The sequence below is a fragment of the Streptococcus sp. FSL E2-3494 genome (assembly GCF_038007085.1).
GTDB classification, from domain to species: domain Bacteria; phylum Bacillota; class Bacilli; order Lactobacillales; family Streptococcaceae; genus Streptococcus; species Streptococcus thermophilus.
The window spans coordinates 673473-693212 of the sequence record NZ_JBBOWN010000001.1 but is presented as its reverse complement, the minus strand read 5'-3'; the positions used below and the strand labels follow the sequence as shown (position 1 = coordinate 693212).

The window sequence follows — 19740 nt, the reverse complement described above, 5'->3', positions numbered from 1 at the left end:
ATAAATATATTTTTTGCTTGTTTATTTTATTTAAAATTAGTAGCATTGTCAACATTTATTAAGAAATTGCGACAGTTTTTCCAAGCCCTTTTGAAGAACTTCCTTATCGCAACAATAACCAATACGGACATGTGACTCCTTGTCAAAACGGTTACCTGGAACCACAAGTACACCGTACTCCTGTAGAAGCTCTAAGGCAAACACTTCAATGGGACGATCAACATCTAATTTGACGAAGGAGGTTGACACACTGGCAGGACGAATCCAGCTAGCCTTAGGCTCTTTGGCAATCCACTCATCCATAAGAGCTAGATTTTCCTCTATAATCTGACGATTACGTTCCAAGATGGCTTCTTTATTTTCCAAAACAAGGGTAGCCACCATATCGTCAAAGACACCGGCGCAAATCATTGTGTAATCGCGGTAGTCACGTAGTATGTTTGCCACCTTAGTATTAGAAGCCACCCAGCCGACTCGAATACCAGGAATCGAATAAGTCTTTGAAAGACTGTTAACCGCAATTCCCTTTTCATATAAATCGACGATAGAAGGTGCAGGCTGGTCAAAACTACGATAGACCTCATCTGAAAAGATATAGGCTCCCACTTCTTTAGCGATAGCCACTAGATCCCCAAGGTAAGCAGCATCCATAAGGGCACCGGTCGGATTGTTAGCATTGTTAATGCAAATCATCTTGGTATTGGGACGAATCAGACGACGTAGTTGGTCCAAATCAGGCAACCAGCCCTTGTCCTCCTCAACTTCCCAGAGATCCACTTCCGCTCCTAGTGACTTGGGAATGTCATAGAGCTGTTGATAGGTTGGATACATGGAGATGATATGGTCCTCAGGCTCAATGAGAGCATAAAGCGCTAACATAGTAGCTCCTGTAGCTCCGTTGGTTTGGAGGATATTATCAACTGGCATGTTCTTGTATAAGCTAGCTACCTGAGTTTTGAACTCTGGTGAACCTTCAATCCAGCCGTAATCCATTTTTTTCTTTAGTAATTGAGCAAAAAAGGCATCCTTATCAAGGCCTGATAGGTCAAATAATTCTCTCATTGTAAGGGCCTTAATTGAAACTCCTGCGATATCACAAATGGCAGATTTTTCATGGACATTAAGCCATTCTTCAACACCAAAACGTGGTAGCTTCATCGTTTCTCCTTGCTTTTATCGAGCTCTGTTTACAATTTTATTTGTCATTTTTGGAAGACTTACCTACTTTGATAATAACTGTTTTTATCAGAGAATTCAATAAAAAATGGGGTATTCCTCATTTTAGATTTAAGAATGTTTTGAGAATTCCCTTTAGCTGCCAAAGCGAGCTCTAATCGAGACTTTTCGCCGTGATGAAAACACCTGAAGCGGGCTTGTTTCAGATGCTCGAAAATTTCGAGAACTTAGTCATGAAACTTCAAAGAAGTTCGCTAACGTCCGACATTACCTAATAAAAGTTTCTAAAAGAACTTTTATTCAATGCAAAATAGAAAATCTTTTGAGTTTACTTACTTTGTTTGTAACTTGATGCTTCTTTTAACCATTGGTCAAATTTTCCAGACTCCTTGGTCTCTTTGATGACAGCATTGATTTCTTTAAGTAAATCGTCCGAACCCTTACGTATCGCGACTGCATAAGCATCTGAACCATCTGACTTAAGGTTAAAGCTGGAAAGGGTTAAATCATCATTTTGTGCGATATAACCTTCTGCAATAGCTTTTTCAAGGACAACCGCTTGAATCTGTCCAGACTTGAGTTCGTTAATCATCTCACCATTTGAAGCGAGTGAAACCACACTTGCCTTAGAGAATTGTTTCTTAGCAACTGTTTCTTGAACAGACCCTTTTTGCGTACCGACAGTTTGTTTAGCGAGACTATCAGCACTTGTAAAATCATTTACCTTGTCTTTTTTGACAATCACTACATTTTCAGAGGTATAGTAGCTATCAGAAAAATCATAGACTTTTTTACGCTCGTCTGTTACCGAGATCCCTGCAATGGCAATGTCTGCTTTACCACTTTGCACACTAGCAAGGACATTGTCAAAAGACATAACAGAAAATTCAACTTTCACACCAAGTTTTTTCCCGATAGCTTTAGCCAACTCGATGTCTGCTCCAACTAAGGTATCCTTGCCATTGACCAACGATTTGAATTCAAATGGTGCAAATTCAGACTCTGTCGCTACGACAATTTTCTTATTTTCCTTAATCGTTTTTGTGCTCACTCCTTGACTCCCCCTACAAGCAACAAGAAAACACGTGGCAACTAGGGCTGTAAGCATAAACCAAAATTTCTTCATATTGTGACTCCTGATTTGCTAGAACTCTTAAGTGAAAGAGCGTAGGCATCTTGAACATAGCTGTCAATTTTACCTTCTTTTTTGAGTTTAGCGATAATCTTATTAACCTTGGTTTTAAGATCATCACTGCCCTTAGGCATCGCTACAGCGTAAGCATCGTTTGAATCTGATTTTAGAGCAATATCTGACATAGTTAAATCACTATTTTGGTCCACATAACCTTTCGCGATAGCCTTTTCTAGCACCACTCCTTCGACTTGACCTGATTTCAACTCATTGATAGCTTCACCAGGTTGCGCCAAGGAAACCACATTGGCATCCGACAAATTAGCTTTGGCAATATTTTCTTGAATTGAGCCTTTTTGAACAGCTATAGATTTCTTAGAAAAGTCGCTGATTTGTTTGTAGGTTTCTGTGGCATCTTTTTTGACAAGAAGAACCGTTTCAGAATCATAGTAAGTATCTGAAAAGTCGAAAATTTTCTGACGTTCTTTAGTAGCTGATATACCAGAAATGGCAATATCAGCTTTACCAGATTGAACGCTGGCTAGGACATTGTCAAAAGACATTTCAGAGAATTTGACTTTCACACCTAGTTCATCACCAATAGCCTTGGCAATTTCGATATCTGCCCCAGCAATAGTATCCTTACCATCTTGGATTGTTTTAAATTCAAAAGGGGCAAAGTGGGGATTAAGAGCGACAGTCAAAGTCCCCTTATTTTTTACTTTATCTAATGTGTTAGTCGATGAAGAACAAGCCGCTAAAGATGTAAAAGCAAAGACACCTGCAAGGCCCAATAAAAGTTTTTTCCATGGTTTCATAATCAATCTCTTTTCTATATTTATTAACTATGTAAGTATAATAATGTATTATTATACTTTTGTCAACGCAAAAATAGACTTTTATTGATTTGTTTTTATTTTTATTAATTTCAGAATCGTTATAAATGCCGAAAATCGTTTGTTTTAAAGTCTTCTATCTAATTTTAAAGACTAAAAAAACTATTCATTCATTTGAATAAATAGTTCATTTTCACCAAAATTCTCTTAAGAAGTCATTTTCAAGGCGCTCACGATAGAAGAGTTCTGAAAGATTATCCTCTTCAAACACACGAAGGAGATTAAGCATGTCATAGGCTAAATCCATATGAACTACCTCCTCTCGAGCAACCCACCGGACTTCTCCCTCTTCCGTTGAACGAAGATCCCCTTCAAAATCCGAGGTTCTATAGAGGAAAACCAAGTACCGTTCGTCATCTGTCGTGTACCAGTGCTTCATACCGACCAATTTAGGACTTTTGATGGTCAAACCAGTTTCTTCCTTTACCTCACGGATAACTGATTCTACTAGACCTTCATGTGCTTCGATATGGCCACCGGGTAGGGCTGCTCCCGACCAAGAATAACGCTTTGGATCGCGGATTTGCATGACAATGTTTCCACGGCCATCTTCAATGAGACACATGTTGGTCAAAATAGTTGCTTGTGAACGTGACATATATTTCCTTTCTTACTTATATTTCCTAAGTAATGAACCTAGCCTTAATCCATACTCTTCAGCTCTAGAACCATATCACGAATTTGGGCTGCCAATTCAAAATCAAGCAGTTCTGCCGCTTCGTGCATTTGCTTTTGAAGTTTCTTGATGGCTTCTTGGCGTTCTTTCTTGTTCATGGCACTGTAGTTCACAGTATCCTCTGCCACTTCTGCATCATTGGTCTTGGTAATCGAAATAAGGTCACGAATTTCTTTCTCAATTGTCTGCGGAGTGATACCGTGTTCCTTATTATAGGCCATTTGGATTTCACGACGACGAGCAGTTTCATCCATAGCTTTCTGCATAGACTCCGTAATCTTATCCGCATACATGATAACGTGCCCATCACTATTTCGGGCAGCACGTCCAATCGTTTGGATAAGCCCACGTTCATTACGAAGGAAACCTTCCTTATCAGCATCCAAAATAGCAACCAGACTAACTTCAGGAACGTCAATACCCTCACGAAGAAGGTTAATCCCAATAAGAACATCAAAGACACCCAAACGCAAGTCACGGATAATCTCAGTACGCTCCAAAGTCTTAATATCAGAGTGCATGTATTTGACCTTGACTCCCATTTCCTTGAGGTAATCGGTCAAGTCTTCAGCCATCTTCTTAGTCAAAGTTGTTACAAAGACACGCTCTCCTTTTTCAGTACGGGCATTGATTTCACCAAGGAGGTCATCCATTTGACCCATAGTTGGACGAACTTCGACTTCTGGATCAAGAAGTCCTGTCGGACGGATGATTTGCTCAACGACAGTCTCAGTCTGCTCCATCTCGTAGTCACCTGGTGTCGCTGACACATAGACAATCTGATGCACATGACTTTCGAATTCTTCACGACGAAGGGGACGGTTATCAAGAGCCGATGGTAAACGGAAGCCGTAATCGACAAGCATCTTCTTACGGGCTTGGTCTCCGTTATACATTCCTTTAATCTGTCCCATGGTCATGTGACTTTCATCAATCATGATGAGGAAATCTTCTGGGAAGAAATCAAGTAGAGTAAATGGTGGCTCACCTTCTTTACGACCATCCATGTGACGTGAGTAGTTTTCGATACCATTGGTGTAACCCATCTCACGAAGCATTTCGACATCGTATTCTGTCCGTTGACGAATACGTTGAGCCTCGATGAGTTTACCCTCGGCTTCAAATTGATTAACCTGAACCTCCATTTCTTCCATAATATTCTTGATAGCTTCTTCCATATGCTCTTCATTGGTCATAAAGTGAGTAGCCGGAAAAAGAACAAGGTGCTCAACTTCACCGAGATTACGTCCTGTCAAACTTTCAATTTCACAGATACGGTCAATCTCATCACCGAAAAATTCCACTCGAAAAGCATTTTCATCACGGCTGGCAGGGAAAATTTCAACCACATCGCCACGTACACGGAATTTTCCGCGTTGAAAATCAATATCGTTACGCTCAAACTGGATATCAACCAAGTCATTGAGCAACTTGTCCCGAGAAATTTCTTGACCAGGACGCAGGCTAACAGCTGAATCCGCATATTCTTTTGGCGAACCCAAACCGTAAATACAAGACACGGAAGCCACAACAATTACATCATTGCGTTCCAATAGGGCTGATGTCGCTGAGTGACGGAGTTTATCAATTTCATCATTAACAGAGCTATCTTTTTCAATATAGGTATCTGATGACGGCACATAAGCCTCTGGCTGGTAATAATCATAATAGGAAACAAAATACTCTACAGCATTGTCTGGGAAAAACTCCTTGAACTCACCATAGAGCTGGCCTGCCAAGGTCTTATTGTGGGCGATAACCAGAGTTGGCTTATTAACACGTTGGATGACTTGACTCATGGTATAGGTCTTACCTGTCCCTGTCGCACCCTTTAAAATTTGAGCCTTCTCCCCACCTTTGATATTATCAACCAAGGTTTCGATAGCCTGGGGCTGATCTCCTGAGGGTTCGTATTTAGAAACCAAATGAAATTGGTTGTCTTCTTTTCTATCTATCATGGTTTTTCCTTTCATTTATGCAATCATTTATCTCTTGATCGGAGAAAATCTCCCCACTTGTAAGTGGAATCTCAATCATTCGCATCTTTGCGACATAGGTACGTTTCTTCCGTGATTGATGACCAAGTTTTTGTCATAGGTAATGGCTATCTCACCATTTTTGAAGAAGATAAGCAAGACCTGATATCTCTTTTTATCATCAACTTCAGCATCAAGTCAAAGACATGCTCGATGCATTTCAAAGAATATCTCACCGTCGAAGAGCGTTCAATATCCCCCATCTGCGTTGACCAAGCCTTCTTGACAAACTCAATCTCTGATAAGGGAATTTCAAAGGTTTTGCGTCCAAATACTTGGCCGTAGTAGGTCAAAGAATTGTCATCAAGTTCCAACAGTTTTCCATGACCTTTGAGATTTACAATACCATCTATGAGAAGAACAATGGATAATAAGAGCCAAAATAAAACAATGAGACCAAGGAACTGCTTGACTAGATCTTCACGAAGGGAACCTCTAATAAGCTCAGGAAAAAGGATCCATAGAGACAAGACGGAAAATATAAGGCTAACCACTATTTTCAATTTCAATATGAGCCCATCAAGCTTTACTATCATCTCGTCCCCTTTTTCAAATCTTTCTTCTATTTTAACATAGAAGTAAAAAGACCGAGTCTTTAGAACTCAGCCTTAAGAATTTTCTTTTTTCAATTGTAGTCGAAGAATAACAATACCAATCAGGAGAACGATACAGGTAATAATATTACCTTCTAGACCAAGGGGCTCCACCTGATAACCAATCCCGGTACACCTGACTTGGTATGGAAGCGCAATAGGCTATCACCTGCATTCTGTCCACTGACTGCCACGCCAACTAGATTTCCTTGCGTAAAGTTCCAAGCACCATGAAGGGATGCCACTCCCCAGATATTATCTGTCTTGAGCATGTAAAGAGCCATGAGGACTCCTACTAGAATAATACTGATAAGAGACAAGGCAGTGACACCTTGATTTCCTAGGTGTAGTATTGAAAAGAGAGAACTTGAAATAGCAATTCCCCAGGAAAGGTTCAATTTACTAGTCACCGTCTGAAGTAGCCAACCACGTGTCACCAATTCCTCAGTCCCGCCCTGGATAAACCACCAAGTAAAGAAGTCCCAAGGAAACTCGCTAACAAGAGTAGAGTCCCAAAGCCCCACCCCTTAAGTAAGTTCAAGCAAATATTCCCCTTAAAAAATCCGAGTGTACGAATGGGACGTTTTTTAAACAACTTTAACTCAGATAAAGATAACTAAGGCAGTAAAGACAAAGGTTCCCATCTGAAAATACAAGCTTGAAAACAGTTTAGTGGAAATCGTATTTATATTCCGAAACTGAATGTTGCCATTAAATATCAAGAATGAGAGAATAACAGTCATGGGAACTCCCACAACAATCCCTGCTAGAAATCCACCTATAAGGACATATCCAGAGGCAATAAAACAGGAAAGCATAATCATCAGCCAACTAGGGACTTTATCATATCGGCTGGTGTATTTCTCAAGCATACTTTTCTTCATTTTCAGCTCCTGTAACTAATCTTCCCTGTATTAGGGTACAGTATAACGAATTGACACAAACTTGTCAACTTCTTCTAAAACAACTCTCACAATTAACAATTATTGTTATATTTTATAACATGAAGCTTCTCAGAGTTTGATAACAAGGGCTTTTTTTGATAGAATAGAAAGGTATTTTATAAAGGAGAACTTTTTATAATGAAGAAAAAACTTCTGACACTCTTTTTGAGTGTCATGTCAGCTCTCTTTGTTTTCGGAGCTAAGGCATCTGCTAGCACGATTTCAGTAGTTTCAGATACAGCCTATGCCCCATTTGAATTCAAAGACTCTGATCAGACCTACAAGGGTATCGATGTTGATATTATCAACGAAGTTGCCAAACGTAAGAATTGGGATGTTAACCAAACTTATCCTGGTTTTGATGCAGCCGTTAACGCAGTTCAGTCAGGACAAGCAGACGCCCTCATGGCAGGTACAACTGTAACCGATGCACGTAAGAAGGTCTTCACTTTTTCAGACACTTATTACGACACATCAATTGTTATTTACACTCGTAGCAACGACAAAGTCAGCGACTACAAACAATTGAAAGGTAAAACGGTTGGTGTTAAAAATGGTACCGCCGCTCAAACCTGGCTTGATAAAAACGCTAGCAAGTATGGTTTCACTGTTAAAACTTTTGACACTAGTGACTTGATGAACAACAGTTTGGACTCTGGTTCAGTTTATGCAGCCATGGACGACACACCAGTTGTTCAATATGCTATTGGTCAAGGTAAAGACTATGCTATCAACATAAAGCCTGAATCTATCGGTAGCTTCGCTTTCGCTGTAAAAAAAGGTGGAAAGCACGAAAGTCTTATCAAGGATTTCAATGAAGCCCTTAAGGAAATGAAGGAAGACGGCACCTACGATGAAATCATGACCAAATGGTTGGGTGACTCAGCAAAAGCTTCTTCAAAATCTTCATCGTCAAAACCGTCGGAAGCTCTTAACTTGACTGGTGATGCTAATGCAAAAGCTACTCCTACTAAGGAAACTTACACCATCTCAATGGACTCATCGTTTGCACCATTTGAATATCAAAATGGTTCTGGTAAGTATGTTGGTATCGACGTTGACATCATCAATGCCATTGCTAAAAACCAAGGTTTCAATGTTAAATTAACTAACCCTGGTTTCGATGCATCACTTAATGCCGTTCAATCTAGCCAAGCCGATGCGGTATTGGCTGGTATGACCATCACTGATGCCCGTAAACAAATCTTTGATTTCTCAGATCCTTACTACACTTCAAACATTCGTTTAGCTGTGAAAAAAGGCTCTAACATTAAGAAATACGAAGATCTCAAAGGTAAGACTGTTGGTGCCAAAAACGGAACATCTTCTTACTCTTGGTTAGAAGAGAATGCCGACAAATATGGCTTCACGCTTCGTGCATACGATGAAGCTTCTACTATGTATGATAGCTTGAACTCTGGTTCAATCGATTCCCTTATGGATGATGAAGCCGTACTTCTATACGCTATCCAACAAGGACGTAACTTTGAAACACCTATTAAGGGAATCTCTACTGGTAAAGTTGGCTTTGCTGTTAAAAAAGGGGCTAACCCTGAGTTGATTGAAATGTTCAACAATGGTTTAGCTGCTATTGTTAAAGACGGTACTTACGATAAGATTATCAACAAATACCTTGACAATAACAAATCTAAAGAAAAGAGCTCAACCAATGTTGCCGATGAAACTACAATCGTAGGCTTAATTAAAAACAACTATAAACAACTTCTCCAAGGTCTTGGAATTACCCTTGGATTGACCCTTCTTTCATTTGCTATTGCCATGATTATCGGTATTATCTTCGGTATGATGGCAGTTGCACCAAACAAGACCCTTCGTGTGATTTCACAAATCTTTGTTGACGTTGTCCGTGGTATTCCATTGATGATCGTTGCAGCCTTCATCTATTGGGGTATTCCGAACTTGATTGAAAATATCACCGGTCACCAGTCACCAATCAATGACTTCGTGGCTGCGACTATAGCCCTCTCACTTAATGGTGGTGCTTACATTGCTGAAATTGTGCGTGGTGGTATCGAAGCTGTCCCTATTGGTCAGATGGAAGCCAGCCGAAGCTTGGGTGTCCCATACAATACAACAATGCGTAAGATCATCTTGCCACAGGCTGTTCGTTTGATGTTGCCAAACTTCATCAACCAATTTGTTATCTCATTGAAAGATACGACTATCGTATCAGCTATCGGTTTGGTCGAACTCTTCCAAACTGGTAAAATCATCATTGCTCGTAACTACCAATCATTCCGTATGTATGCGATTTTGGCCATCATTTACTTGGTCATCATCACATGCTTGACGAAATTGGCTAAACGACTAGAAAAGAGACTTAAATAATGGCTGAATTGAAAATCAATGTGCAGGACTTGCACAAATCATACGGCGACAATGAAGTCCTTAAAGGCATTGACGCCAAATTCTACGAAGGGGACGTTGTATGTATCATCGGTCCTTCAGGTTCAGGTAAATCAACCTTCCTTCGTACTCTTAACCTACTTGAACCAATAACTTCTGGTAAAGTAGTCGTTGATGGCTATGAATTATCAAACCCTAAGACAAACCTTGACAAAGCCCGTGAAAATATCGGGATGGTTTTCCAGCATTTCAACCTCTTCCCACACATGACTGTCCTTGAAAATGTGACATTCGCACCAGTTGAACTGGGACGCATGACTAAAGAAGAAGCTGATAAATTAGCTATGGATCTTCTAGACCGTGTCGGACTTTCTGACAAAGCTGATGCTACACCAGATAGCCTATCTGGTGGACAAAAACAACGTGTGGCAATTGCACGTGGTTTGGCAATGAATCCTGACATCATGCTCTTTGACGAACCTACTTCTGCCCTTGACCCTGAGATGGTCGGAGACGTTCTTAACGTTATGAAAGAATTGGCAGAGCAAGGTATGACCATGATTATCGTTACTCACGAAATGGGATTTGCCCGTCAGGTTGCTAACCGTGTCATCTTTACTGCAGACGGTGAGTTCCTTGAAGATGGTACACCAGATCAAATCTTCGATAACCCACAACACCCACGTTTGAAAGAATTCTTGGACAAAATTTTAAATGCCTAATTATTAAAACAGTTACTCCTGATGAGGTAACTGTTTTTGATTACCAATTTAAATAAAAAAACAGGGCAAGTACTACACTTGCTCTGTTTCTTCATTTAATTCAGGGTGTTTTGCCGCTTCTTTCCTTGCCAAACGCTCACGCTCAAGACGGAGTTTTCGGTTAGGGTTTAATCGCGTAAAGAGTTCTTCAAGTTTCTTCGGATTCCAGACATCAGCCGCAGAAACAAAATTCCCATCTTTATCCTTGAAGGATATTGGTTTATTTCCCATTGTAAACCTCTCCTTTCAATAATTTGTTGTATTCAACATGTATTTATATCACACTAATCCATGCGACACAAGTCAATCCTTAACCCCCACTTTAGGCAGGTAATGAGGTTGCCATAGCGGCCGCCGTAGACTATCAAGTGTTGAAGCACTTGATAGTCTTTCAACGTCAATCCACAAACTCAAATTCGAAGTTACCAATACGAACAATATCGCCGTCCTTAGCACCACGTTCACGAAGGGCTTCATCAACTCCCATACCACGCAATTGACGAGCGAATTTCATAATAGATTCATCACGTTCCATGTTAGTCATGACAAAGAGTTTTTCAAGTTTTTCACCAGAAAGCACCCATGACGCATCATCGTCACGACTGATTTCAAATGGACGTTCTTCTTCGTTAAAGCCATAGTATACTTCTTCTTGTTCCATATCATCTTCGTTATAGAGCAAGAATTCATCTGTTTGATCAAGTAGTTCAGCAGTAGCTTCCAAAAGATTTTCCAAACCTTGATGGGCCAAACTTGAAATAGGGAAAATTTGTGGCAACTCATCAAATTCATCATAGTTAGCAGCCAATTTTTCCTTAAACTCTTTCAAGTTTTCCTCAGCCTCAGGCATGTCCATCTTATTAGCAACAATAATTTGTGGACGTTCCATCAAGCGCAAGTTGTAAGTTTCCAGCTCTTTGTTAATTTGAAGATAATCCTCGTAAGGATCACGCCCCTCACTCGCTGACATATCAATAACATGAAGGATAACACGTGTACGCTCGATGTGGCGGAGGAACTGTGTTCCCAAGCCAACCCCCTGGCTAGCACCTTCAATCAATCCTGGGAGGTCAGCCATGGCAAAACTCTCTCCTGACTTTGTACGGACCATTCCCAAGTTAGGAACAATTGTCGTAAAGTGGTAAGCACCAATCTTTGGTTTTGCTGCCGTTACCACACTGAGAATTGTTGATTTACCAACAGATGGGAAGCCAACCAAACCAACATCAGCCAAAATCTTCAATTCCAATTGAAGTTCGCGCTCTTCACCTGGTTCACCATTTTCAGCGATTTCAGGGGCAGGATTACGAGGTGTCGCAAAACGGATATTTCCACGTCCACCACGTCCACCATGAGCAACGACAAACTCTTGGCCATCCTCGACCATATCAGTAATAACCTTACCTGTTTCAGCGTCACGCACTGTCGTACCAGGCGGGATGCTAACGATAAGGTCCTCAGCTCCTCGACCATGCATACCCTTGGTCATCCCTTTTTCACCGTTCTTAGCTTTGAACTTACGGTTATAACGGAAATCCATAAGGGTGCGCAAGCCTTCGTCAACCTTGAAAATGACTGAGCCACCCTTACCACCGTCACCTCCCCAAGGACCGCCATTTGGCACATATTTTTCACGACGGAAGGCAACCATCCCATCGCCACCACGACCAGCTTGGACACTGATCTTGGCTGTATCTAAAAACATACTCATTTATATTCTCTCTTTCTGATTTGTATGCTGTGTTCTAATTTGATCTCAGACCAAAGAATCTCCGACATACACAAAAAAACGCTTGATAGCGTCTTAACGGACAACTGAGACTGCTTGGAAAATCAATGCCCCAACTGTTACTACTAGCATAATCAAAACGACTAATACTGTTAGACGTTCAAAAAATGATTTCTTACGTGGTCCGTTATCTCCAAATGCCACTTGAATTTACCTCGTTTTTTCTTCTAGAATATCACAATAATAGTAACAAAAATCCGCCTATTTCGCAACTACTAGACTATCTTAGGTCAAAGGAACTCCAAAAATAGTTAGAGCGTCTAACTCCTCCTGTGTCAAACGTCGCCAAGCACCAAGCTCTAAATCATTTGGCAGGCTTAAAGGTCCCATTTTCAAACGTTGTAAATCCGCCACTTCCTTACCGCAAGCGGCTACCATACGCTTAACCTGATGGAATTTTCCCTCAGCAATGGTAATTTGAACCAAACTAGTACTCGCATTCCTGTCGACTGATACAATCTCTAATTTCGCTGGCTGACAAGTATGGTCTTTAAGCTTGATCCCTTTTTCAAAAGCCAAGATATCCTCTTCATCCATAATACCAGCCACCTTGGCCTGATAAATCTTGTCCACATGCTTTTTGGGAGACAGCATAGCGTGGGCTAAGTCTCCATTATTGGTCAATAGAAGAAGACCATGAGTATCAATATCCAAGCGACCAACTGGAAAAACCTGCTTATGTCTTGCTGTCTCATCGAGTAAATTGAGGACAGTCTTATGACGAGAGTCTTCCGTTGCTGAAATGACACCTTGCGGTTTATTTAAGAGATAGTAAACAAAGGTCTCATATGTCAACTCCTGACCCAAGTATGCAATTTGGTCTTTATCCTCATCAATCTGAGTCTTAGGTGATGTCTCCACCTGCCCATTTACGGTCACTTGCTTCTTTTTCAGAAAGGTCTTGACTTGACTACGACTCCCGACACCACAGTCTACCAAAAACTTGTCCAGACGCATCTATACTTCCTCCTTTATTGGAATCCAAACTTCCATTTCATAATCTTCAGCCTGACGATTCCCTGGTGGATAAACCTCTACAGTTGGCTGATCAATCATTTCAAAATGGTTCTTAGCATAATGAAAACTCTCCCAAACAGCTGCTGTTGCAGGCCCTCTAAGTTTAAAAACCGCATAAGTGGCTGGTGCAAGAGCAAACATTTCCATACTATCATCCTCACCAGCCAAGGCCGTTACATAAGTCTTGCGACTGCCATCATTGATCCGAATCCCATAGGTAGGAACAGCCAAATCATCTTGCTCTGCCAAAAATTGTACCCAAAGGAAGTCTGTTGGCTTACCTAGCTCCTCGCCTTCAAAAGCCATCCCTGAAAAACTCAAAAAACTTTTCGAACAACCTTCACATCATGGCGAACGGTTACTAAATCTAACTTTTGTATCACTTTTTTAAGCTTTGTCAGCTCAACTGGAACCTCATCATCTAGTATATAGGAATTTTTTTCTACAAATGCTTCTTTTTCAACATTTCAAGATCCAACACCCAACCTTCAGATCTCACACTCTTATCTTCAAAAAGGTAGCTAAAATGCTTGCCTCTCTCATTGAATGACCCATCAACTAAACAATAAAGGGATTCAGACAAACCAATAACCACCATCTCCAGCCCAGTCACTTGAAATATAAGTTCTTGGTCCCTAAGTCGTACCTTCATCGTCAGACTTTCAGCATATATAGTAAAACTATTATCCAAATCCATTACGGACTGAAAAAAGATCCGGTGTATACTAGAAAAAGTCCAGACGGTATGCCAACGACACATCATCTCATAATCATCAATAGTTACAAGAAGAGAAAATTCCTGCTGATCAGAGGCACAAGAATATTCCTGAATACTCAATTGGTCTGGTGTCAGGTAGTCATTTACAAAGACTGCAAAGTCATCCATAGTTTAAAAATCTGACATAAGATTCCTTCTCTACTCCGAAATCGAGCCCGTCACATACATGGTAAAGGTCGCTCTAGTAAGAATTTTTTCCTCCTGATTAGTAATGAGGACTTCTACCAACTTGGTCGTTTTACCATTATGCACACAAAGACCTTCAATCTTGAGTTGGTCAGACAAATGACCTGCCTTTAAATAATTGATATTGGACTGAAGAGTTACAGCGTAGTCTCCTGTTGAAAGTGCCACAAGTCCTGCCACCTGATCACAGAGCGTAAATAAATAACCACCATGAGCATTACCAAAATAATTTAAGGACTTCTCGACTACCTCAGTAGTGACAATCACATGCCCAGTTTCAAATAGTTCTTCTTTAAAATTCTCAAACACACGGATTTCATGTAGTTTGTCTTGCATAGCAAGCCCTCCTATCAATACCCATTCCACCACAAGTGAAACAGGTTGTCTATAGCTACTAGTATAACACGAATTTCTCAACGGATAACAAGCTTATTTGACTAAGCTGATATCAACATCTATATCCTCACGAAAAAAATTCTTCGCTCGGCAATAAGTATCTAAAAAAGACAAGATTTCCTGCTCATTATCACTATTCAAGTCCTTAGGTAGATGAATGTCAAGCTTGAAATGCCCTTCTTCATAGCTAGAATCAACCTGAATTGCAAGCTCCTCTATTTCCTGATAATTGGAAAAATAACTCTGTAGACACATGGTCACGCAAGAGGCTAAAGCAATATTCACCCAACTCATAGGTGTCATCCCATCTTCCGTATATCCGAAGGTTTCACAGACACTCCGTAACCCTCTGAAACTGAATAATAGCGTTGTCAACTTTAATCGTCGTTTGATACGTAATGCACCTACATTTGTTTTTTTATTATAACAAAGAGAAGCCTAACAACCGAACCGAACACTTGAAATATCTATCACAACCCTTAAGGAATCCTCTTACTTTTCAACAGATTAATCTTATACAATACCTACATTACTAAGAGATTACAATTAGGTAAAAACAACTGGAAGTGCTTTTAATTTGATGAGTTTTCATTAAATTAAATCTACTAATAAAAAAGGGAGATTATTATGAGAGTTTTTTCTAAATTAACTTTAGCATCTGTCTCAGTTCTCGCCTTGTTAACCCTAGCAGCATGTGGTAACTCCAAAGATAAAAGTAACTCATCATCATCTTCATCATCAAGTAGGGTGAGAAAAGACTCTTCTTCTACCGACTCAAGTGCCTCAGTTAAAGTTAACAAAGACGGTTCAACTGAATTGAACGGCGAGAACGGTAATTCAGCCAAAATAAATGGTGAAAATGCTGTTTAAGCCAAGACGATACAAATATAAAAGTTGGCTCAGACGGAACTGTCTCAATTGGTAACTAATATAAGATAGGCTAGCTATTCTGCTAATCTTTTTAGATTCAGAATAATAAAATCGTTACCTAAAGATGCTATAATAGGGGTGGAAATCCATAATCAGGGGGTGAGAGAATGAAACATAAAATCATCTTGGGATGTTTGGCTGCAGCTGCCTGCGAGATCCTTTTTGGGCTCAGTTTTATATTTACCAAATCGATTACAGCACAGGCCAGTGGCCTTGCTTTAATCTCTTGGCGTTTTGTCACAGCCTTCTTCTTTGTCAACCTTTATCTTCTCACAAAAAGACAAAAGGTAGTCATAAATGGCAGAAATCTCAAACCACTGATACGTATTGCCATCCTTAATCCTATTATCTATTTTATCTGCGAAACGATTGGGATTCGTATGACTACTGCCTCTGAAAGTGGAGCATTCCTCGCTTTCATTCCGGTCGTCGCACTTATCATGTCTAGTCTTATTTTGAAAGAATGGCCAAGTCGTTGGCAAGTGGTAGGTGTCGCTACAACCCTCATCGGTATCATTATTGCCATATTCGCTGCGGGTGGCTCCACCAACTTCTCACTTGTCGGATACTTCATTTTAGGTTTAGCCGTTGTCTCCTATGCCCTTTATTGCGTTGACGTTGAAAAAGCCAGTCAATTCACTAGCTTTGAGATTACCTATTTTATGTTAGCCAGTGGTTGCCTTACATTTGGACTCTTTGCACTAAGCCATAGCTTTCTAGCGGGTAACTTGAAAGAGCTTTTAACGCTCCCTTGGAGTAATCCAAAGTTCGCCATAACCATCCTGTACCAAGGATTGGGGTGTAGTGTTATAGGGTATATCCTTTCAAATTTTGCTATCGCAACTATCGGGGTTAACCGAACTGCTTCTTTCATTGGCATATCAACGATTATCTCAATTCTAGCTGCTGTAGTCTTCTTAGGAGAGCCCTTCTCACAGTTACAAATCTTAGCGGGAATCTTGGTAGTCCTTGGAGTCTATGTGGCTAATAAAAATTAAAACTCTTGGAAATTTATCCTCCAAGAGTTTTTTGCTGTCAATCAAGTTCTAACTGAATCAAAACCACAAGCTCTTTCTCATTAGGAATACTACTTACTGCCGTCAAATCAGGCAAGACCTGGTCCACATAATAATAAATAATATAAGCCAAAAATACTGACGATTTCGTCATAACATTAAATAAAGAAGCTACCTGAATAATCCGACCCAAATTGGGAAAACTAATCCTGCAAGCTTCCTCAATCGTGTGAAAAATAGCTGGATATTCGTATAACATGTCCCTTCTCACATTTCAATACTAGACTCCTTTATGATAAGATGAGTTCTAAGAAATGTCAACCGAAAATTGTGATAACAAAAGTTTTGGAACCATTCGAAACAACACAGCTCTAAAACGTTTGGGTATGAGGTTGAGGAAGAAATGAAGTTTTGGAACCATTCGAAACAACACAGCGAGTTAAAATAAGGCTTAGTCCGTATTCAACTTGAAAAGGTGGCACCGATTCGGTGTTTTTTTTATACACAAAGAGTCCCTTGGAATCATCCAAAGGACTCTTTTATCTCTACTATTTTTCCACCTCATCCAAGATCTCAATGACCTTATACAAATCTGGTTCTGTGATCTGATAAGGAGCTTGTGCACGGACAATTGGTTTGGCACAAAAGGCGATGCCTATGCCGGCTGTCTTAATCATAGGCAAATCATTGGCTCCATCACCCATAGCAATGGTTTGAGAGAGTTTAAGTCCATTTTCCGCTGCCCAATCTTTAAGCTTAGCTACCTTGACATCTTTGGTAACAATCTCACCATAAACCTTTCCAGTTAAGAAACCATCGATCACCTCAAGGTGATTGGCCTTCACATAATCAATACCTGCCTCTTTTGCCAGTCTATCAACTGTCTCATGGAAACCACCAGAAACTAAACCTACCTTGAAGCCACGTGAGTGGAGTTCATCCACAAGTTCCTTGGCTCCCTTGTTGAAGTGAATGCGGGCATAGACCTTCTCAAATATACTGTCAGGCAATCCCTTAAGGGTTGCCACACGCTCATTCAAAGCCTGTCTGAAATCTAATTCTCCACGCATGGCCCGCTCTGTGATTTCAGCGACCTCTCGACCAACACCAGCCTCTTCCCCCAATAAATCAATTACTTCTTCTTGGACCAGAGTTGAGTCTACATCCATAACTAATAAGCCTTTTACTTCTGACATAAATTCCTCTATTCTTTAATACCTATATAACTTTTATTAAGCTTCTCATTAATCTAAAAAGAGATAAGGTTCTTCAAAAAAGATTCTGGACCTAGGCCCAGAATCTTTCTTCTACATACGAATTTGTTCGCGTGTTTTTTCGTAAGACGATACAAAACGATCTGTTACACCTGGTTCTACTGTTTCCAGGGCGTAAGAGATTTCTTCCAAAGATGCATCGTAGTCATGGTCGACTTCGAACAACTTAAGCGCATGCTCAAAGCTACTTTGAACAGCAGGTTCGAAAGAGCGGTAACGGTTTGAGTACTGCAAAAGTTGTTCAGTCAAGGTTGCATTTTGAACAACCAAATAAGCAGTCTCTTCCAAATGCTCAATAGCATTTTTTGACGTTTCAGTCAAACGCATTACTGCATCAATATTAATACGTCCACGGCTGAGCTCATCCATTAGAGCTTCAATTTGTGCACTTGTTGAGAAGAATACACTCAAGAAGGATTCAGGAATACCTGGAAGATTACGTTTTTCCATGTAACGCTTGATAACATGCAATTTATCAATATAAACATCAAGCTCATCACGCGCCTTAGCTTCATTTTTCTCGATAGCTCGAAGATTTTCAAAAACCTCAACCTGTCCATTTTCAACAGCAGACAAGGTGTTGAGACTCCTTTCGAAGATCTTTTCAAGTTCTGAGAAAGGTTTCACCTGATTATCAAAGTTTTCAAGTGTTGGAAGAACTGCTGTTTCAACACTCGAAATATCTGAAGTAAAGCTACGTACATCTGCTTCATAAGTTTCATCGAAAATGTAAGTCAACATGAGACGCTCAAGCTCTTCTTGAAGTTTCTTGTTGTTTTCTTTAGCATGCTTGAGATAATCTGGCAAAATTTTCTTTTGACGCATAACAACCTTGTATGATGCAATTTCACGTTCGAAAATACTATACAAGTTGTCAATCTTTTCTTGAATATCAGCATTTTTTTCTTCCGCACGATCCAGATCAAGAGAAACCAACTCACTTGAGTTTGAACGGATAGCTTCACGAATTTCCTGGAAGTGACGTTCGATATTTTTCTCAGGGAAGTGGTAATTTTGCTCAATCAACTTGCGGTAGCCAGATTCCAAATCATCCAACTGATCTGGGAAATCATCTTCCAACTTAGCTACAATGGCTGGAATTTTCTCTGTAATTTGGCCCAAAGCAATGGTGTGCTCCTCTGCACGGTTCAAAATGCTCGATGCCTCAACAGGGTCACCTGATGAATTAAGAGTCACGAATTCGGCAAACTCCGATTCAATATTTTTAAGCTGTTTAGTGATCTCATCCAAAGTAGAGCCAAAATTATCAGAGTTTTCTTCAATAGAATTTTGCAACTCTTCGTACAAGTCAAGTGCGTGTTTAACACGAGCACTGTTCTTTTCTTCTTGTTCTTTCAAGCTTGAGAGTGCCTCACGGACAGACTTAATGTCTTCTTCCACAAGATCTAATTGACTCTCAATATTATTGATTTCAGCACTAGCTTTGAAGAAATGAAAGTTATCATTCATATTTTCAGCTTCAAAAATATGATTTTCAATATCTGCGAATGAATTTGTTGAGATATCTATCCATTTCTGATTCCATTCACGGAAAGTTGTTTGACTTTGTCCAATTAAATGAAGATTTTTAACTTCTTCAATTTCTTCGTTAATTGGCAAGTCAAACAATTTTTGCTTGCGTTCTTCAAGCTGTGCAATCCGCGAATCATTTCGTTTTCTAATAAGAATACCGACTAAGTAAGCGACAATTACAAGTATAACTGCCACTACAATCAGTAAAACAATTCCGCTAGACATAGTTTCTCCTTAATC

The 19740-nt window shown here is 40.0% G+C and carries 21 protein-coding genes and 1 pseudogene; 4 read left to right on the top strand and 18 right to left on the bottom strand.

The window, feature by feature from the left end; translation table 11 throughout:
- Positions 1–48: 48 nt before the first annotated feature.
- From NST05_RS03690 to NST05_RS03660, 7 genes and pseudogenes are all read right to left on the bottom strand, one after another.
- Positions 49–1158 (bottom strand): aminotransferase, encoded by a 1110-nt coding sequence (locus NST05_RS03690; protein ID WP_084829004.1) that lies wholly within the window; start codon positions 1156–1158, stop codon positions 49–51.
- Positions 1159–1504: 346 nt separating this feature from the next.
- A complete protein-coding gene (locus NST05_RS03685; protein WP_084829005.1) occupies positions 1505–2302 on the bottom strand; it encodes a transporter substrate-binding domain-containing protein in 798 nt (265 codons plus the stop codon).
- Entirely contained in the window at positions 2299–3126 is an 828-nt protein-coding gene (locus NST05_RS03680; RefSeq protein WP_100262342.1) for a transporter substrate-binding domain-containing protein, read from the bottom strand. Before NST05_RS03680 ends, NST05_RS03685 begins: the two co-directional genes overlap by 4 nt.
- 211 nt (positions 3127–3337) lie before the next feature.
- Complete coding sequence (locus NST05_RS03675) at positions 3338–3802, bottom strand: 8-oxo-dGTP diphosphatase (RefSeq protein ID WP_011681454.1); 465 nt, start codon at positions 3800–3802, stop codon at positions 3338–3340.
- 44 nt (positions 3803–3846) lie between these two features.
- Complete coding sequence (uvrB, locus tag NST05_RS03670; protein WP_084829007.1) at positions 3847–5838, bottom strand: excinuclease ABC subunit UvrB; 1992 nt, start codon at positions 5836–5838, stop codon at positions 3847–3849.
- 146 nt (positions 5839–5984) lie between these two features.
- Positions 5985–6452, bottom strand: coding sequence for a hypothetical protein (locus tag NST05_RS03665; protein ID WP_065972467.1), 468 nt, complete (start codon positions 6450–6452; stop codon positions 5985–5987).
- 72 nt (positions 6453–6524) lie between these two features.
- Positions 6525–7393: pseudogene (locus NST05_RS03660) on the bottom strand (CPBP family intramembrane glutamic endopeptidase).
- A 198-nt stretch (positions 7394–7591) separates the two neighbouring features.
- On the opposite strand from NST05_RS03660, the gene NST05_RS03655 reads away from it, so the two are divergent.
- Both NST05_RS03655 and NST05_RS03650 read left to right on the top strand, forming a co-directional pair.
- Positions 7592–9802, top strand: coding sequence for an ABC transporter substrate-binding protein/permease (locus NST05_RS03655; protein WP_014727645.1), 2211 nt, complete (start codon positions 7592–7594; stop codon positions 9800–9802).
- On the top strand, positions 9802–10542 hold the full coding sequence (locus NST05_RS03650) for an amino acid ABC transporter ATP-binding protein (protein WP_024703961.1): 741 nt from the start codon (positions 9802–9804) through the stop codon (positions 10540–10542). The genes NST05_RS03655 and NST05_RS03650 overlap by 1 nt, the downstream gene beginning before the upstream one ends.
- Positions 10543–10614: 72 nt before the next feature.
- Here NST05_RS03650 and NST05_RS03645 read toward each other — a convergent pair whose 3' ends face one another.
- The 8 genes from NST05_RS03645 to NST05_RS03610 all read right to left on the bottom strand — a co-directional run bounded on the left by NST05_RS03645 (position 10615) and on the right by NST05_RS03610 (position 15041).
- Positions 10615–10812, bottom strand: coding sequence for a hypothetical protein (locus tag NST05_RS03645; RefSeq protein WP_002953361.1), 198 nt, complete (start codon positions 10810–10812; stop codon positions 10615–10617).
- 166 nt (positions 10813–10978) lie between these two features.
- Entirely contained in the window at positions 10979–12292 is a 1314-nt protein-coding gene (gene obgE / locus NST05_RS03640; RefSeq protein ID WP_011681460.1) for a GTPase ObgE, read from the bottom strand.
- A gap of 93 nt (positions 12293–12385) precedes the next feature.
- Positions 12386–12514, bottom strand: a complete 129-nt coding sequence (locus NST05_RS03635; RefSeq protein WP_084829008.1) for a DUF4044 domain-containing protein — start codon at positions 12512–12514, stop codon at positions 12386–12388.
- A gap of 81 nt (positions 12515–12595) precedes the next feature.
- A complete protein-coding gene (locus NST05_RS03630; RefSeq protein WP_084829009.1) occupies positions 12596–13327 on the bottom strand; it encodes a pseudouridine synthase in 732 nt (243 codons plus the stop codon).
- The gene (locus tag NST05_RS03625) at positions 13328–13693 is read right to left on the bottom strand and encodes a GyrI-like domain-containing protein (protein WP_223899626.1); all 366 of its coding nucleotides are present in this window, start codon (positions 13691–13693) and stop codon (positions 13328–13330) included.
- Positions 13694–13829: 136 nt separating this feature from the next.
- Complete coding sequence (locus NST05_RS03620) at positions 13830–14273, bottom strand: hypothetical protein (protein WP_084829010.1); 444 nt, start codon at positions 14271–14273, stop codon at positions 13830–13832.
- 30 nt (positions 14274–14303) lie between these two features.
- On the bottom strand, positions 14304–14687 hold the full coding sequence (locus NST05_RS03615; protein ID WP_084829011.1) for a PaaI family thioesterase: 384 nt from the start codon (positions 14685–14687) through the stop codon (positions 14304–14306).
- Between the two features lie 93 nt (positions 14688–14780).
- The gene (locus tag NST05_RS03610; protein WP_227972275.1) at positions 14781–15041 is read right to left on the bottom strand and encodes an OsmC family protein; all 261 of its coding nucleotides are present in this window, start codon (positions 15039–15041) and stop codon (positions 14781–14783) included.
- A 333-nt stretch (positions 15042–15374) separates the two neighbouring features.
- Between NST05_RS03610 and NST05_RS03605 the strand changes: the two genes are divergently transcribed.
- Both NST05_RS03605 and NST05_RS03600 read left to right on the top strand, forming a co-directional pair.
- A complete protein-coding gene (locus tag NST05_RS03605) occupies positions 15375–15617 on the top strand; it encodes a hypothetical protein (protein WP_014621840.1) in 243 nt (80 codons plus the stop codon).
- 167 nt (positions 15618–15784) lie between these two features.
- On the top strand, positions 15785–16675 hold the full coding sequence (locus NST05_RS03600; RefSeq protein ID WP_340742901.1) for a DMT family transporter: 891 nt from the start codon (positions 15785–15787) through the stop codon (positions 16673–16675).
- 37 nt (positions 16676–16712) lie between these two features.
- Here the strand turns inward: NST05_RS03600 and NST05_RS03595 are convergent, their stop codons facing one another.
- The 3 genes from NST05_RS03595 to ezrA form a co-directional block, all read right to left on the bottom strand.
- On the bottom strand, positions 16713–16952 hold the full coding sequence (locus NST05_RS03595; protein WP_071417312.1) for a hypothetical protein: 240 nt from the start codon (positions 16950–16952) through the stop codon (positions 16713–16715).
- A gap of 289 nt (positions 16953–17241) precedes the next feature.
- Complete coding sequence (gene serB, locus NST05_RS03590) at positions 17242–17889, bottom strand: phosphoserine phosphatase SerB (protein WP_084829012.1); 648 nt, start codon at positions 17887–17889, stop codon at positions 17242–17244.
- Between the two features lie 111 nt (positions 17890–18000).
- Positions 18001–19725: a septation ring formation regulator EzrA gene (gene ezrA, locus NST05_RS03585; protein WP_084829013.1), complete on the bottom strand. Its 1725-nt coding sequence runs from the start codon at positions 19723–19725 to the stop codon at positions 18001–18003.
- Positions 19726–19740: the final 15 nt, after the last annotated feature.